At 74.0% G+C, this 13,540-nt stretch carries 16 protein-coding genes and 2 tRNA genes; 4 read left to right on the top strand and 14 right to left on the bottom strand.

All coding sequences use genetic code 11. From position 1 onward, the window contains the following. Window positions 1-37: 37 nt before the first annotated feature. Window positions 38-484 carry a hypothetical protein gene (locus tag ACRAKJ_RS06985; protein ID WP_438920701.1) on the top strand — a complete coding sequence of 149 codons (447 nt, stop codon included), beginning with the start codon at window positions 38-40 and terminating at the stop codon, window positions 482-484. A gap of 60 nt (window positions 485-544) precedes the next feature. On the opposite strand, the gene ACRAKJ_RS06980 is transcribed toward ACRAKJ_RS06985, so the two are convergent. The 4 genes from ACRAKJ_RS06980 to ACRAKJ_RS06965 form a co-directional block, all read right to left on the bottom strand. Then, window positions 545-892: a type II toxin-antitoxin system PemK/MazF family toxin gene (locus ACRAKJ_RS06980; RefSeq protein WP_438920702.1), complete on the bottom strand. Its 348-nt coding sequence runs from the start codon at window positions 890-892 to the stop codon at window positions 545-547. Further along, on the bottom strand, window positions 879-1,109 hold the full coding sequence (locus ACRAKJ_RS06975) for an antitoxin (RefSeq protein WP_438920703.1): 231 nt from the start codon (window positions 1,107-1,109) through the stop codon (window positions 879-881). The genes ACRAKJ_RS06980 and ACRAKJ_RS06975 overlap by 14 nt, the downstream gene beginning before the upstream one ends. 22 nt (window positions 1,110-1,131) lie before the next feature. Continuing rightward, entirely contained in the window at window positions 1,132-2,991 is a 1,860-nt protein-coding gene (locus ACRAKJ_RS06970) for a glycosyltransferase (protein ID WP_438920704.1), read from the bottom strand. A gap of 82 nt (window positions 2,992-3,073) precedes the next feature. Then, complete coding sequence (locus ACRAKJ_RS06965; protein ID WP_438920705.1) at window positions 3,074-3,466, bottom strand: DUF6542 domain-containing protein; 393 nt, start codon at window positions 3,464-3,466, stop codon at window positions 3,074-3,076. A gap of 90 nt (window positions 3,467-3,556) precedes the next feature. On the opposite strand from ACRAKJ_RS06965, the gene ACRAKJ_RS06960 reads away from it, so the two are divergent. Then, window positions 3,557-4,576, top strand: coding sequence for an LCP family protein (locus tag ACRAKJ_RS06960; protein WP_447009094.1), 1,020 nt, complete (start codon window positions 3,557-3,559; stop codon window positions 4,574-4,576). Window positions 4,577-4,649: 73 nt separating this feature from the next. Here the strand turns inward: ACRAKJ_RS06960 and ACRAKJ_RS06955 are convergent, their stop codons facing one another. The 4 genes from ACRAKJ_RS06955 to ACRAKJ_RS06940 all read right to left on the bottom strand — a co-directional run bounded on the left by ACRAKJ_RS06955 (window position 4,650) and on the right by ACRAKJ_RS06940 (window position 6,435). Beyond that, window positions 4,650-5,054, bottom strand: coding sequence for a hypothetical protein (locus ACRAKJ_RS06955; RefSeq protein ID WP_447008896.1), 405 nt, complete (start codon window positions 5,052-5,054; stop codon window positions 4,650-4,652). Between the two features lie 188 nt (window positions 5,055-5,242). Next, window positions 5,243-5,317, bottom strand: a tRNA-Ile gene (locus tag ACRAKJ_RS06950). An 83-nt stretch (window positions 5,318-5,400) separates the two neighbouring features. Then, the gene (locus ACRAKJ_RS06945) at window positions 5,401-6,243 is read right to left on the bottom strand and encodes an oxygenase MpaB family protein (protein ID WP_438925136.1); all 843 of its coding nucleotides are present in this window, start codon (window positions 6,241-6,243) and stop codon (window positions 5,401-5,403) included. Window positions 6,244-6,363: 120 nt separating this feature from the next. Then, a tRNA-Asn gene (locus ACRAKJ_RS06940) sits at window positions 6,364-6,435 on the bottom strand. A 136-nt stretch (window positions 6,436-6,571) separates the two neighbouring features. On the opposite strand from ACRAKJ_RS06940, the gene ACRAKJ_RS06935 reads away from it, so the two are divergent. Next, a complete protein-coding gene (locus ACRAKJ_RS06935) occupies window positions 6,572-6,841 on the top strand; it encodes a hypothetical protein (protein ID WP_438925137.1) in 270 nt (89 codons plus the stop codon). Window positions 6,842-6,918: 77 nt separating this feature from the next. Here the strand turns inward: ACRAKJ_RS06935 and ACRAKJ_RS06930 are convergent, their stop codons facing one another. Genes ACRAKJ_RS06930 through dnaG form a run of 3 tightly spaced genes read right to left on the bottom strand, consistent with a single transcriptional unit; the run spans window position 6,919 to window position 10,098 of the window. After that, window positions 6,919-7,665, bottom strand: coding sequence for a trans-aconitate 2-methyltransferase (locus ACRAKJ_RS06930; RefSeq protein ID WP_438925138.1), 747 nt, complete (start codon window positions 7,663-7,665; stop codon window positions 6,919-6,921). Between the two features lie 31 nt (window positions 7,666-7,696). Next, window positions 7,697-8,209: a hypothetical protein gene (locus ACRAKJ_RS06925; RefSeq protein ID WP_438925139.1), complete on the bottom strand. Its 513-nt coding sequence runs from the start codon at window positions 8,207-8,209 to the stop codon at window positions 7,697-7,699. After that, complete coding sequence (gene dnaG / locus ACRAKJ_RS06920) at window positions 8,206-10,098, bottom strand: DNA primase (protein WP_438925140.1); 1,893 nt, start codon at window positions 10,096-10,098, stop codon at window positions 8,206-8,208. The genes ACRAKJ_RS06925 and dnaG overlap by 4 nt, the downstream gene beginning before the upstream one ends. A gap of 35 nt (window positions 10,099-10,133) precedes the next feature. On the opposite strand from dnaG, the gene ACRAKJ_RS06915 reads away from it, so the two are divergent. Beyond that, window positions 10,134-11,039: a sigma-70 family RNA polymerase sigma factor gene (locus tag ACRAKJ_RS06915; RefSeq protein ID WP_438925141.1), complete on the top strand. Its 906-nt coding sequence runs from the start codon at window positions 10,134-10,136 to the stop codon at window positions 11,037-11,039. Here ACRAKJ_RS06915 and ACRAKJ_RS06910 read toward each other — a convergent pair. From ACRAKJ_RS06910 to ACRAKJ_RS06900, 3 genes are read right to left on the bottom strand one after another with little or no spacing between them, the layout of a single operon-like run. Beyond that, entirely contained in the window at window positions 11,036-12,088 is a 1,053-nt protein-coding gene (locus tag ACRAKJ_RS06910; protein WP_438925142.1) for a serpin family protein, read from the bottom strand. The genes ACRAKJ_RS06915 and ACRAKJ_RS06910 overlap by 4 nt on opposite strands. Then, window positions 12,067-12,228 (bottom strand): hypothetical protein, encoded by a 162-nt coding sequence (locus ACRAKJ_RS06905; RefSeq protein ID WP_438925143.1) that lies wholly within the window; start codon window positions 12,226-12,228, stop codon window positions 12,067-12,069. The genes ACRAKJ_RS06910 and ACRAKJ_RS06905 overlap by 22 nt, the downstream gene beginning before the upstream one ends. A 20-nt stretch (window positions 12,229-12,248) precedes the next feature. Continuing rightward, entirely contained in the window at window positions 12,249-13,511 is a 1,263-nt protein-coding gene (locus ACRAKJ_RS06900) for a deoxyguanosinetriphosphate triphosphohydrolase (protein ID WP_438925144.1), read from the bottom strand. Window positions 13,512-13,540 lie beyond the last annotated feature (29 nt).

The following is a 13,540-nucleotide window of genomic DNA, read 5'->3' as shown; positions in this document are numbered from 1 at the left end:
CTCCGGCGGGTCCGCGGTCTCTGCCACACTCGTCGCCGTGTCGTTGGAGCTGGCGGACCAGGTCGCGTCCGTGACGTCGGCCGTCCTGGGTGCCGCGGGGCTGGCGTGCGCGCTGGTCGGCCTGGTGCTCCAGTGGCGCGACCGCAGGCGGGCGCGGGTCGCCGCGCTGTTCACCGATCCGGTGGTCCCCGACGCGCCCGCCCCGGAAGCCCCCACCGCGGAGAGCACGGGCCTGTACGTGCCGAGCCGGAACGAGTGGGTCCCCGACCCGAGCAACCTGCCGCAGGGCGGGTACGGCAACGCGCCGTGGGACGCCGGACACGGCTTCCCGGACGTCGGGGAACTGTCGACCTTCCCGCCGTCCTTCCCGCAGCAGGCCCCGGTCCCGGGCGGGCGGGGACCGGCCGGGCGGGCGTTGCTGGTGGTGGGCGCGTCCCTGCTGGCGCTGTGCGCGGTGGCCGCCGCCGTCAGCCTCGCCCTGTAGTCCGCCCCCGGTCCAAGCCCCGGTCCAGGCTCCGGTCCAGGGTGCGCTCCGGAGCGCGCTTCAGAGCGCCAGGTGCATCCGCAGGGCCTCGTCGAGCTGCTTGAGCACCGCGGGCGGCAGGCCGCCGATGCGGGCGCGGAGCCTGGCCGCGGCGACCGTGCGCACCTGCTCGGCCTGGGCCTTCGAGTCCGCGCCGAGCCCGCACTCCCTGGCGGGCAGCAGCACCTGGAACGGGTACACCCGGCTGGTGTTGGAGGTGATCGGCACGACCGTCACGACCCCTCGGCCGCCCCGTCCGGCGGCCCGGTTCGCCGCGTCGTTGCTCACGACCACGGCCGGGCGGACCTTGTTGGCCTCGGCGCCGCGCACCGGTTCCAGGTCCACCCAGTAGATGTCACCTCGTCGCATCGACCGCACCGTCTGGCGCGGTCGTCTCCCACAGCTCGCCCTCGCCGCCGGTCTCCCACTCGTCCCAGGCACTGGCGTAGGCGTTCTCCAGGCCGGCCTCGCGCAGCATCGCGATCGCCTGGTGGATGACCGACGACCGCGACGAGCTGCGGTGCTGCCTGAGGTAGCGGTCGACGAACTCGACGTCCTCCTCCGGGAGGCTCACACTGATTTTCATACCGCTGATGCTACCCGCGGTGCTACCGGGCGACCACCCCGGCGAGCCCGCTGCGCCGAGCCGTCTGCCACGCCAGCGGCGTGCCCTGCAAGGCCGTGACCAGCGATTTGATCACCACGACGTACGTGAGCTGCCGGTAGGCCACCTGCTGGAGCGGGAACACCCACAGGGGTTTGAGCGACTCGCCGTCCAGCCTCAGGGCGTACCCGGCGCCGATCGTCTGCACGACCAGGAACACCGCCCAGATCACCAGCGCCCACGGCGCGTCGGCCACGAACGCCCCGTACAGCACGTAGACGTCCAGCGCGGGCGCCAGGGCGGGCAGCGACACGTGGAACAGCAGCAGGTACAGCAGCCCGAACCGGCCCATCCGGCCGTGCTCGCGCAGCGCCGTCCGGTGCTTCCACATCGACTGGAACGTGCCGTAGGACCACCGGTAGCGCTGCTTGTAGAGCCCGGACGCGCCGGTCGGCACCTCGGTCCACGCCCGCGCCGCCGGTTCGTAGACCACCCGCCACCCGGCGCGGGTGATCGCCATCGTCACGTCGGTGTCCTCGGCGAGGGTGTCGGCGCTGATGCCGCCGACCTCGTCCAGCGCCTCCCGGCGGAACGCCCCGATCGCGCCCGGGATCGTCGGGATGCACTCCAGCGCGTTGAGGATCTGCCGGTCGAGGTTCGACCCCGCCGTGTACTCCAGGTGCTGCCAGCGCCCGAGCAGGCCGCCCCGGTTGGCGACCTTCACGTTGCCCGACACCGCGCCCACACCGGGGTCGCCGAGCGGGCGGACGACCTTGGACACGGTGTCGCGCTCGAACACGGTGTCGCCGTCCACCAGGACCAGCGCGTCGTGCCGGGCCAGCGCGATGCCCGTGTTGAGGGCGGCGAACTTGCCGCCGTTGGACTGGCTGACCACCCGCACGTTCGCCAGCCCCAGCGACCGCGCGATGTCGGCCGTGCCGTCGGTGGAGCCGTCGTCGACCACCACGACCTCCACCTCCGCCGGGTGCTCGGAGGCGGCGATCGAGCGCACGGCCGCGGCGATGTTGGCGGCCTCGTCGTAGGCGGGCACGACCACCGACACCGGCGGGGCGTGCGGCCTGACGACGGTGTCGCGGTGCAGGCGGCGGGCCGTGTGCGCGAGGCCGAGCTGGAGGACGGTGCGCAGCGTCGCGAGCACCGCCACCGCCGCGCAGACCAGGCCGAGCAGGGTGGCCGGCACGTCGCCGTGGTGCTGCGACCAGCTCAGCGCGTGCCCGGTGACCACCTCGGCGGTGTCCGCGTCGCCGAGCGCGGGCGGCCGTCCGGTCGCGTCGGTGAGCGTGGTGAAGCGGCGGTCCGGCAGCGCCTCGACGAGCAGGCCGACCACGGCGGGCGTCGCGCTGGACACGTGCAGCCGGACGACCCGGTCGGCGTTCGGCAGCACGTCCGCCACCACGTGCTGCGGGTCGTACCGGTGCAGGTCCGGCGTGTCGGGATCCGGTTCGGACAGTCCGCTGTGGACGTCCGCGGCGGCGGCCAGGGCGGTGCGGGCGAACGCCGTGCCCAACCCGTCGTGCTCGCCCTCGCGGAAGGAGGACACACCGACCTCGTGCCCGTCGCGCACCATCCGCCGCACCAGCTCGGGGTGCGCGTTGACGTGCGCGCCGACGACGAAGAAGGTGGCCCGCGCGCCGCGGGCGGCGAGTTCGTCGAGCAGGCGCGGCGTCCACCGCGGGTGCGGCCCGCCGTGGAACACCAGCGCCGCCGTGCCGTCCGCCACCCCCTCGTTCACCACCGGCACCCGTTCGGGTTCCGACACCCTGGCCGTGGCGTAGGCGTGGAAGCTCAACACGCCCATCAGGAGCCCCAGCCCCACCACCAGCGACACCCAGTGCGTCCTCACGGCACGTGCCCGGCGACGGTCGTCACGATGACCGCCGCCAACCCCAGCAACGACGACGCCAGCGCCCACCCGAGCGCGCGCATCACGCCGCGGCGCCTCCCCGTCGGGTCGACGAAGACCTGCCCCTCCACCACGATCCCCCCACCCGCACCGCCGCCACCACCAGCCCGGCGCCCACCGCCACCGCGAGGTGCGGGAACGCGCGGACGACCGGTGGTGCGACGAGAACCGCCAACTCCCCCGTGGAACTGCCCCCCAGCGCGGACGCGGCCACCACCAGACCCGCGTACAACAGCGGGGGTGCGGGCGCCACGACCCAGAGCCCGACCGGCCGCACCATCGCGGTCGCGAGCAACGCGCCGAACACCATGAAGACGCCGAGCAGCACGCCGGGTTGCTCGCCGTCGAGCAGAAAGCCGACACCGGTGAAGAGCGCCGTCACGGCGAGCGCCGCCAGGCTCGGCAAGTGCGCCACGCGGTCAACCACGGCACGTCCCCCAACGTCAGCTTGTCTAGGTTAGAGGACGCATGGGGGGCGGTCGTGGTGCACAGGGTTTTGCGAGTAGTGGTCCGGACCACGTGGATCGCGCTGTCGGCGGTCGTGCTGGTCGCGGCGGGCGTGGCGTGGACGACGTACCAGGAGGTGGACGCGGGCATCCGCCGTTCGACGGCGATCCCGCCGGACGCACCCCGTTCCGCGTCCGGCACCACGGTGCTGGTCATGGGCCTGACGACCCGCCGCGACCTGGACGGCGGCACCCCGCCCGAGGAGGTGCTGGACGCCCTGCACGCGGGCGACGTGGACCGCGGCGGGTACAACGCCAACACGCTGATCCTGCTGCACCTGTCACCCGGGGGCGGCGCGAAGGCCCTGTCCCTGCCGCGGGACAACGGCGCGGAGCTGCTCGGGATTCCCGGCGGACCGCAGCGGGGCAAGGTCAAGGAGGCGTACGGGAGGGCCAAGGAGGCGGTGGAGCGCACCCTGTCCACCACCCTGAGCCCGGCGGAGCAGGAGTGGCGGGGCCGCGAGGCGGGCCGGAGGGCCCAGGTGCAGACCGTCAGCGCTCTGCTGGACGTCCCGGTCGACCACCTCGTGGAGGTCAGCATGGTCGGCTTCCACCACCTGGCCGAGGCGCTGGGCGGCGTGGACGTGTGCCTCAACCGGGCGACCGCCGACCCCTACTCGGGCGCCGACTTCCCGGCCGGACCGCAACACCTGACCCCGGCCCAGTCCCTGGCATTCGTCCGCCAGCGCCACGGCCTGCCGAACGGCGACCTGGACCGCACGCGACGTCAACAGGCGTTCCTGTCCGCCCTGGTCCACCGCCTCAAGACGGAGGGCCCGGCGGCCCTGGGCCGGGTGGCGGAGGTGGCCAAGCACAACGTGGTCCTGTCGGAGGGCTGGGACGTCCTGGCGTCCGCCCAGGGCACGTCGGGCGTCACCTTCAGCACCCTGCCCCTGGTGCCGGACGACGTGCCGGACCCGCGCCCCGTCCTGCGGGCCGCCGCGGCGGCGACCCTGCACCCGGCCGGCGGCCCGTCGGGCCCGGGCTCGGCCCCGTCCCCGGTGCCGTGCGTGGACTGACCCGCCGGTCCCGGGATCACCGACCGCGCCGACCGGCCACGGGACCGGTCGGCCCCCAGGGGCCCGGTGCCCGTCAGGAAACGATCGGTTCGCGGTGGTGGGCCGCGTCCTGGGGGCAGAACCACGCGGCGCGGCCGTCGACCGCTCGGGCGCTCATCGGGTGGCGGTGCCCCGGACACGGCGGAAGGGGCGCGCCACCGGTCTCCTCGATCGCGTGGTCCTGGATCTGGGCGGCCGTGGCCGCGACGGCCTGGTCCGGGGGCACGTCGAGGGAAAAGTACACCCGGACCGCGGCTTCGTCGCCTTCGCCGCGGCCCAAGGTCACCACCAGGCTGTCGGGCGCGGCCAGCCCCGGCGGTGCCTCCGGGGACTCGTGGTGCTGCTCGACGGCGAGGACGCGCCACGGCGGCGCGAGGTCGCCGAGGCGGTCGAGCACCGCCTCGGCGACCTCGCGCACGTAATCGATCTTTTCGCTCATGGCCTCGTCACGGAAGGAGGTCGACGGCTACGGCGGCGGACCTGGAGCGAGTTGCCGCACTGCCGGACGTTTCCTCTCCGGCGGCGCTCCCCGGTGCTGTCGCCGGTGGCCATGACCGCACGCTCACAGGAGTCATGGACAAATGATCTTCAGCCGATCTTGGGACCGGGTTTGAGCTGGTCAGGCGGTGGGGCGGGTGGGGTTCGAACCCACGACCTGACGGATTATGAGTCCGCTGCTCTGACCGGCTGAGCTACCGCCCCCTGACGTGCGGTTCTGGAGGGTACAGATCACGGATCGCCGCGTCTCGACAACCCGGCAGGCCGTGACCAAGCTGTGCGCTCGGCTACGGGGCCCCGAGGTCGGACGGGCGGTAGCCGGTGGGGTAGTCCGGGTACGAGCGGTTCGGGCGGTCGGTCAGGAGGGGGCGCTTGCGCGGGGGCGCCAGGAGCAGGGCACGGGCCCGCAGCTTCAGCGCCGCGTGGCCCGCGGTGGTGAGCCAGGCGGGTGGGCGGGGGAAGCCGAAGGCGTCGAGCATGGGCTTGTCGAGCATCGCCAGGACGGCCTTGGCCGTGACCGCCCTCGGCAGCGGGTACCAGGAGCAGAACAGGTCGAGGGTGTACCGGCCGATGCGGCGGTTCGTGTCGCTGTACGCGAAGTGCTCGGCCTCGTACGCCCGCTTGAAGGCCCGGAACGCCCCGTAGGTGTCCGGGACGTCCCTGATGCCCATCCGGGCGCCCACGGCGCGGTAGAAGTGGAACGCGGCCAGGCGCTCGTGGTCGGTCAACGGCCGCCACCCGAAGCGGTCGATCCAGTCGACCGGGTCGTAGACGAACGTGGACAGCACGTACCGCATGTCGTCGTTCGAGATGTCGTAGCGGCCGTGCAGGCGGTTGACGACGCGCAGCGCCTCGCGGCCCCGCGGCGAGTCGTAGCCGTGCTCCACGAGCTCGCCCATGAGCAGGGCGGTGTCGTCGTAGCGCCGCTGGGGGCGCCGTTCGAACTCGCCCGTCTTCGCCAGCAGCGCCGAGATGGACGGCACGCAGTAGGTGCGGAAGAGGGCGAACTCCAGCGCGCGCACGTAGTCCCACGGGAACTCGTGACCGGTGGAGAGGCGCAGGATCTCCACGTGGTCGGTCTCGGGGTCCAGGGAGGTGATGCGGCGGCGCAGGGCGAAGCGGTCGGCCATGCCGGACAGCCTGCCGGAAGAAAGTCGCCCCGTGCGGGTGACAAACGGGTGACCCGCGGGTACCCCCGCCCCATGACAACGACAAAACCCCAGGTCGAAGGACCTGGGGCTGCCATCGCGCTCCCCCAACTGGATTCGAACCAGTAACCCTTCGATTAACAGTCGAATGCTCTGCCGTTGAGCTATGGGGGAATGTTCGGTTGTGCGCCTGGCCTCGTCGGCCTGACGCGGACAACTCTAGCGCATCCGGGACAGTGCTCGTGCACACCCCCCTGCCTTACCGGTAGGAAGGGACGTGACCAGGCACGATGGGAGGAGAGGACACCGCATGAAGGGCATCCTGCTCGGCGCGGCAGTGGGCTACGTACTGGGCGCGCGCGCCGGACGGCAGCGCTACGACCAGATCGCGCGCGCCTACCGCTCGCTGGCCGACCACCCGGCGGTCCAGGGCGCGGCCGGGATCGTGCGGGCCAAGGTGGGCGAGAAGACCGGTTTCGGGCGTCGCCAAGGCCAAAACCAGGGTCGGGGTCAGGGCACGACGGCGGGCTTCAACGCCAACGGGCACCGGCGCGACCCGGTCACCCCGCGCACCAGCTGATCCCGCGCACCAACTGAAAGACGGACCGGGGCGCGTGCCGTGATCATCCTCACACCGAGGTGGTCGCGGCACGCGCCTCACCGCACGTGCGCCACCGCGAAGACCCGGCGGAACGGGAACCACGTCGTGCCGTCGGACCGCCGGGGGTAGGCCGCGCGCAGGCGGGGCGCGAGCCGGGCCCGGAACTCCTCCCACGAGGCGTCGTCCAGGGCGGCGCGGACCGGCCGCAGCGCCGTCCCGCCGATCCACTCCAGCACGGCGTCCTCCCCCTCCAGCCGCTGCACGTAGGTGGTCTCCCACGCGTCCACGGCGGCCTCCGAGAGCACTTCCGCGTACCCGACGGGGTCGAGCACCGGCGAGGGCCCCAGCAGCCCCGAGAGGGCGGGCCACGACTCGTCGACGAGCTCGCGCACCAGCGCGTGCGACGGCCCGGCGAAGTTGCCCGGCACCTGCACCGCCAGCCACGCCCCGGGCGGCAGCCGGCGCACCCAGGCGCGCAGCAGGTCCTCGTGGTCGGGCACCCAGTGGAGCACGGCGTTGCTCACCACGACGTCGACGTCCTCGGCGGGCTCCCACGCGGCCACGTCCGCCACCCGCGCGTCGACGCCGCGCCCACGCGCCGCCTCGACCATCCCGGGCGAGGAGTCGATCGCCTCCACGACCGCCGATGGCCAGCGCTCGGCCAGCGAGAGCGTCAGGGTGCCGGGTCCGCACCCCAGGTCGACCACGCGCCGGGGCGACTCGGCGCCGACGCGGGCCAGCAGCTCGTGGAACGGCCTCGACCGGTGGTCGGCGAACGCGAGGTACTTGCCCGGGTCCCACACACCGCTGACAGTACGCCCGTACTGGTACGGGTCACTCGACGGGTTTGGCCGACGCGATCTTCGCCGCCACCGACGCCGCGATCCCCCGCAGCGCCTCCACGTCCGCGCCGGGGTCCGGCCGCACCTGGAGCACGACGCCGTCCCGGCCGGGCACCTTGCGCTGGAGGAACCACGCGCCGGGCGACTCGTGCCGGTGCCGCGACCTGATCGACGCCGTCACGCGCTCGTGCACGACCTGCGGGACCTTCCCCGGCGACTCCAGCGGGAACCGGGTCGCGGGCAGGTCGCGCAGCACCACGGCCCCGCCCGTCGCGCCCTCCTCCACCGCCTCGACGACGGCCAGCGCGTTCCCGGTCCACGTGGCCTTGCTCACCAGGTGCCAGCCGACGCGGCGCGGGCCGGGCAGCCACAGCCCGTGCGTGGTCGCGACCAGCCACTCCGCGCCGACGGCGGCCGAGGCCAGCACGTTCTCGTCGGCGTCCAGCGCCCCGGTGAACCCCTCGGGCGCGCCCGAGCCGAAGATCCTGCGGAACAGCTCCCTCACAGCCCGCCCACCGCCTGTTCGCCCAGCGCCTTGTGGTACTCCTCCAGGGCGATCAGGTCGCCGAAGAGGTGGCGGTACTCGTCGGGCTCGTCGATCGGCGACACGCGCCGCAGCCGCGACTTGACCTCCGCGATCTGCCGGGACACCAGCATCTTCTGCACCCCGGCCAGCACGCCCTGCACGTACCGGTACTCGTCCGCCTTGACCTGCAGCGGCTCGACGGACAGCTCGCGCAGCACGGTCCGCACGGACTGCTGCGCGCACGCCTGCGACACCGACTCCAGGAACGTCGGCCCGGACAGCCCCGACGACGTGCCGCCCGCGTCCCGGATAGCCCGGTGCAGCGCCTGGTACGCGGGGTGCGTGAACGCGTCGTCCGGCAGCGAGTCGTAGTACGGCCCGGCCATCTCCGGCAGCTGCAGCGCCGCCTTGAGCGCCTCCCGCTCGGTGCGCAGCGCCGGGTCGCGCGGGTCCGGCCGCGGCGGGCCGGCCACGTCGACCGCGAGCGCGCCCTGGTTGGGGTCCACGGCCACCCGCCGCGTCGGCGACGCGGGCGCCTTGCCGTTGGCGGTCTCCCGCACCCGGCGCACGACGGACGCCTCGTCCTCCCAGCCCACCCACCAGGCCAGGCGCGTGGCGTACCCGTCGCGCTTGGCCCGGTCCTTGATCTGGGCGACGAACGGCACCATCTTCTTCAGCGCCTCGACGCGGCCGTCCACCGAGTCCAGGTCGTAGTCGCGCAGCTGCGCCTTGATGGCGAACTCGACCAGCGGCGTGCGGCGGGCCACGAGGTCGCGCACGGCCACGTCGCCCTTCTCCTGCCGCAGCTCGCACGGGTCCATGCCGTCGGGCGCGACCGCGATGTAGGTCTGCGCGGAGAACTGCTGCTCGCCCTCGAACGCCTTGAGCGCCGCCTTCTGCCCGGCCGCGTCGCCGTCGAAGGTGAAGATCACCTCGCCGCTGAGCGAGTCGTCGATCAGCAGCCGGCGCAGCACGTTCATGTGGTCCGCGCCGAACGCCGTGCCGCAGGAGGCGACGGCCGTGGGCACGCCCGCGAGGTGCATGGCCATCACGTCGGTGTAGCCCTCGACGACGACGGCCTGCCGCCGCTTGGCGATCTCCTTCTTGGCCAGGTCGAGCCCGAACAGCACGTGGGACTTCTTGTAGATCGGGCTCTCGGAGGTGTTGAGGTACTTGGCCTGGATCGGGTCGTCGTCGAAGATCCGGCGCGCGCCGAAGCCGACCACCTCGCCGCCCATGTCCCGGATCGGCCACAGCAGCCGCCGGTGGAAGCGGTCGATGGGGCCCTGCCGGCCCTCCTTGGTCAGCTGCGCCTTGATCAGCTCGGTCAGCTCGAAGCCGCGCCCGAGGAGGTGCTTGGTCAGCTTGTCCCAGCCGCCGGGCGCGAACCCGCAGCCGAACTGGCGGGCCGCGGCCTCGTCGAAACCGCGCTGCGCCAGGAACTCCCGCGCCGGCATCGCGTCGGGCCCGGCGAGCTGCTCGGCGTAGAACTCGGCGGCGGCGCGGTGCGCCTCGATGAGCCTGCTGCGGGTGCCCCGGTCGCGCTGGACGGTCGCGCCGCCGCCCTCGTAGACCAGTTGGATGCCCGCCCGGTCGGCGAGCCGCTCCACCGCCTCCACGAACCCGAGGTGCTCGATCTTCATCACGAACGCGATGACGTCGCCGCCCTCGCCGCAGCCGAAGCAGTGGAACGTGCCGTGCGAGGGGCGCACGTTGAACGACGGCGACTTCTCGTCGTGGAACGGGCACAGGCCCTTCAGCGCGCCGGAGCCGGCACCGCGCAGCGAGACGTGGTCGCCCACGACGTCGTCGATCCGGCTCCGGTCACGCACCAACGCGATGTCGCTCTCCCGGATGCGTCCTGCCACGTCGAGCGAGTCTAGTTGCCGGCAGACTCGGGTCCGTGACCGCAGCCGAGCAGACCCTGGTCGCCACCTTCACCGGTCTGCGCCCGCACCTGGTCGGGGTCGCCTACCGGCTCACCGGCAGCGTCGCGGACGCCGAGGACGCGGTGCAGGAGGCGTGGCTGCGGCTGTCCGGGCTCGCGCCCGGCGCGCGCGAGGGCATCCGGGACCCGAAGGGCTGGCTGACGACCGTCGTCGGGCGGATCTGCCTGGACCGGCTCCGGTCGGCGGCGGTGCGGCGCGAGCGGTACTTCGGGCAGTGGCTGCCCGAACCGCTGGTGACCTCCGGCGAGGACGACCCGCTGGACGCGGTGGTGCGCGACGACGGCGTGCGGATGGCGGCGCTGGTGCTGCTCGACCGGCTCACGCCCGAGCAGCGGGTGGCGTTCGTGCTGCACGACGCGTTCGGCGTGCCGTTCGACGAGATCGCGGGCGTGCTCGGGGTGACGACCGCCACGGCGCGCCAGCACGCGTCGCGGGGCCGCCGGGCCGCCGCCGACGCCGAGCCGCCGCCGCGGGTCGCCCTGGAGGAGCAGCGCGAGGTGCTGGAGCGGTTCCTGGCGGCGCTCGCCTCGGGTGACGTGGGCGCCGTGGTCGGGCTGCTGCACCCGGACGCCGCGGTGGTCGGCGACGGCGGCGGCAAGGCGCGGACCGCGGTCAACGTGGTGTCCGGCGCGGACAAGGTGGCCCGCTTCCTGCTCGGCCTGGTGCGCCGCTACGGCGGGCTGCCGATCGGCCGCCCGGTGCTGGTCAACGGGGACCTGGGCGTGCTGATCCCGGCCACCGGCGACGTGACCGAGCGGGTCAGCGCGTTCGTGGTGCGCGACGGCCTGGTGGCGGGCGTCTACGACATGTCGAACCCGGACAAGCTCGGCCACGTCGACTTCGGCCCCGGCCCCGCCTAGCGCCGGGGCTCAACGACCTGGGCGAGGAAGAACACCACGCCGGTCCCGGCGTGCCGGACGAGGAACAGGAACGGCCGGTCCACGCGCACCTCGCGGCCGGGTTCGGCGGGGATGAACGACGTCATGCGCATCGTCACCGCCGTGGCCGCCGCGCCCTCGAAGCCCTTCTCGTCGACCCGCAGCACGGCCTCGTGCACCACGTCGTCCACGTACAGGCGCGGGTCGGGGCTCAGGCCGGTGAGGTCGGCCTCCCGGGTGAACAGGGTGGTCACGCCGACCCGCTTGAGCGCGTCCGCCAGCGAGGTGTTGACGCCGACGTCGATCTTCGGCAGGTACAGGTCGACCCGGTCGTGGTCGAGGGCGTCGAGCACCCCGGGCACGCCGTCGGTCGCGCCCAGCTCGTCCTCGGGCAGCAGCACGACCGCCTCGACGCCGCCGTGCGCGGCCAGCGCCACGGCCTCCCAGCCGGCCGCGCGGGCGTAGCGCATCGAGTCCTCGCGGCGCATGGTCGGCACGTCGCCCGCGCCGCGGAACGGCCGGTCGGCCGTGTCGTGCTCGGGGAACTCCGCGTTCCACGCGCACTTCAGGTACAGCGCGTTGACCAGGGTGGCGACCGTGTCGGTGGTGATCGAGCCGCGGCCGAGCAGCTCGGGGACGAGTCCCCGGGTGGTGTCGGCGACGTCGGCGTTGATCGCCCCCCGAGCGCCCTCCGGGTCCCGCGCGAACGGCGCCGACCGCGCGGCCGCGCCGGGCCACCCCGCCAGGTCGGCGAGGAAGCCGTCCTCCAGCGGCAGCTCGTCGGACGCCCACAGCGTGTTGGCCACGGCGAACTCGGCGTCGTCGCCGACCTCGACGGCCTTGAGCAGCTTGGCGCCGTCCTCGCCGAGCAGCGCCACCAGCTCGGCCGCCGTCGCGCCGCGCGCGGCCTCGGCGGTCATGCCGAGGGCCGAGGCCACCGAGTACGGGGACCAGCAGGCGTTGCGGGTGCGGTCGGGTGCGACGGCGTCGTGCAGGGCGAGGGCGAACGTCAGGGGCGTTCGATCGGGCACTGGGTTTCCTCCACCACTATGGGGTCGTCCGGGACGGGCCGCTCGCCCGCGCCGCTCGCCGGTCCGAGGGGCTCGGGGTGTCGTGGTTCGCGCACCCCGGCGGAACCGTCGTCGGGGCCGGCGTCCGGGTCGTCGGCCATGCCCCCGAGTGTGCCACCGGTCACACCCCGCGCGCGGGGGTCGTGGTCAGCGCCCGGTGCCAGGCGACGGCCTGGGCGTCGGTGAGCGAGGCGACCTGGTCGACCACGACCCGCAGCCGGGCCGCGTCGTCGCCCGCCGCGTGCCACGCCGGGTGGAACGCCGGGTCGAGGCCCTCGGGCGCGCCGGCGAGCAGGGCGTGCACCAGTTCGGCGACCAGCTCGCGCTGCCCGACCTGCATGCGCAGCCGGTCCGGGTCGCTCATCACGTACCGCACCGCGACCGCCTTGAGCAGGGCGACCTCCGCCTGCGCCCGCGGGGGCACCACCAGGTCGGCGTCGTAGCGCGTCAGCGGGCCGTCGCCGTGCGCCTCGCGGGTCGCGCCGACGGCGGCCGAGGCGAAGCGGCCGACCAGCTCGCTGGTGAGGCGCTTGAGCGCGACCTGCGCGCGCAGCGACCCGTCGTACTCGGCGAGGTCGGCGATGACCGGCAGGGCGAGCAGCTCCGCCGCGGTGGCCTCCAGGACGTCCACCGGCTCGTCGCAGAAGTGCTTGGCGGCCAGCTCGGCGATGGCGGCGCGCTCCACCGGGTCGCCGAGCGCGGACAGCCGGATGCGGTGCGCGAGGACGCCGTCCTCCACGTCGTGCACCGAGTAGGCGACGTCGTCGGCCCAGTCCATGACCTGCGCCTCCAGGCAGCGCCGGTGGTCGGGCGCGCCCTCGCGGACCCACGTGAACACGTCCAGGTCGTCGTCGTAGGCGCCGAACTTCGCCGTGCCGGGCCGCCGGGGCCAGGGGTACTTGGTGGCCGCGTCGAGGCACGCGCGGGTCAGGTTGAGGCCCTTTTCCGTCTTCGGCTCCAGCCGGGTCAGGATGCGCAGGGTCTGCGCGTTGCCCTCGAACCCGCCGCACGGCCCGGCCAGCTCGTCGAGCGCGCGCTCCCCGTTGTGCCCGAACGGCGGGTGGCCGATGTCGTGCGCCAGGCCGGCGGTGTCGACGACGTCGGGGTCGCAGCCCAGCTCCTCCCCGATGCCGCGCCCGATCTGGGCCACTTCGAGGGAGTGCGTGAGGCGCGTGCGCGGCACACCGGTCACCTCGGCGCCCTCGCCGGGCCCGACGACCTGCGTCTTGCCCGCCAGCCTGCGCAGCGCCGCCGAGTGCAGCACCCGCGCCCGGTCGCGCGAGAACGGCGTGCGCCGCTCCGCCCGCGCGCCGGGCAGCACGGCGCCCTTGGGCCGCTCCCCCAGCAGCCGCGCGCGGTCGTGGTCGCTGTAGCCGCCGGTCATCCGCCCAGCCTAGGTGAGCGGGTGGGGCG

The sequence above is a fragment of the Saccharothrix sp. DSM 118769 genome, from assembly GCF_052936295.1.
Note: the sequence above shows the minus strand (reverse complement) of the source record. Positions and strands in the feature narration are given on the sequence as shown.

Coding starts and splice junctions, on each gene's coding strand:
- ACRAKJ_RS06935 (WP_438925137.1), top strand. CDS start 6,572: ATGAAGGGCATCCTGCTCGGCGCGGCAGTGGGCTACGTACTGGGCGCG.
- ACRAKJ_RS06955 (WP_447008896.1), bottom strand. CDS start 5,054: ATGAGCGAAAAGATCGATTACGTGCGCGAGGTCGCCGAGGCGGTGCTC.
- ACRAKJ_RS06945 (WP_438925136.1), bottom strand. CDS start 6,243: ATGGCCGACCGCTTCGCCCTGCGCCGCCGCATCACCTCCCTGGACCCC.
- ACRAKJ_RS06905 (WP_438925143.1), bottom strand. CDS start 12,228: ATGGCCGACGACCCGGACGCCGGCCCCGACGACGGTTCCGCCGGGGTG.
- ACRAKJ_RS06975 (WP_438920703.1), bottom strand. CDS start 1,109: ATGAAAATCAGTGTGAGCCTCCCGGAGGAGGACGTCGAGTTCGTCGAC.
- ACRAKJ_RS06900 (WP_438925144.1), bottom strand. CDS start 13,511: ATGACCGGCGGCTACAGCGACCACGACCGCGCGCGGCTGCTGGGGGAG.
- ACRAKJ_RS06980 (WP_438920702.1), bottom strand. CDS start 892: ATGCGACGAGGTGACATCTACTGGGTGGACCTGGAACCGGTGCGCGGC.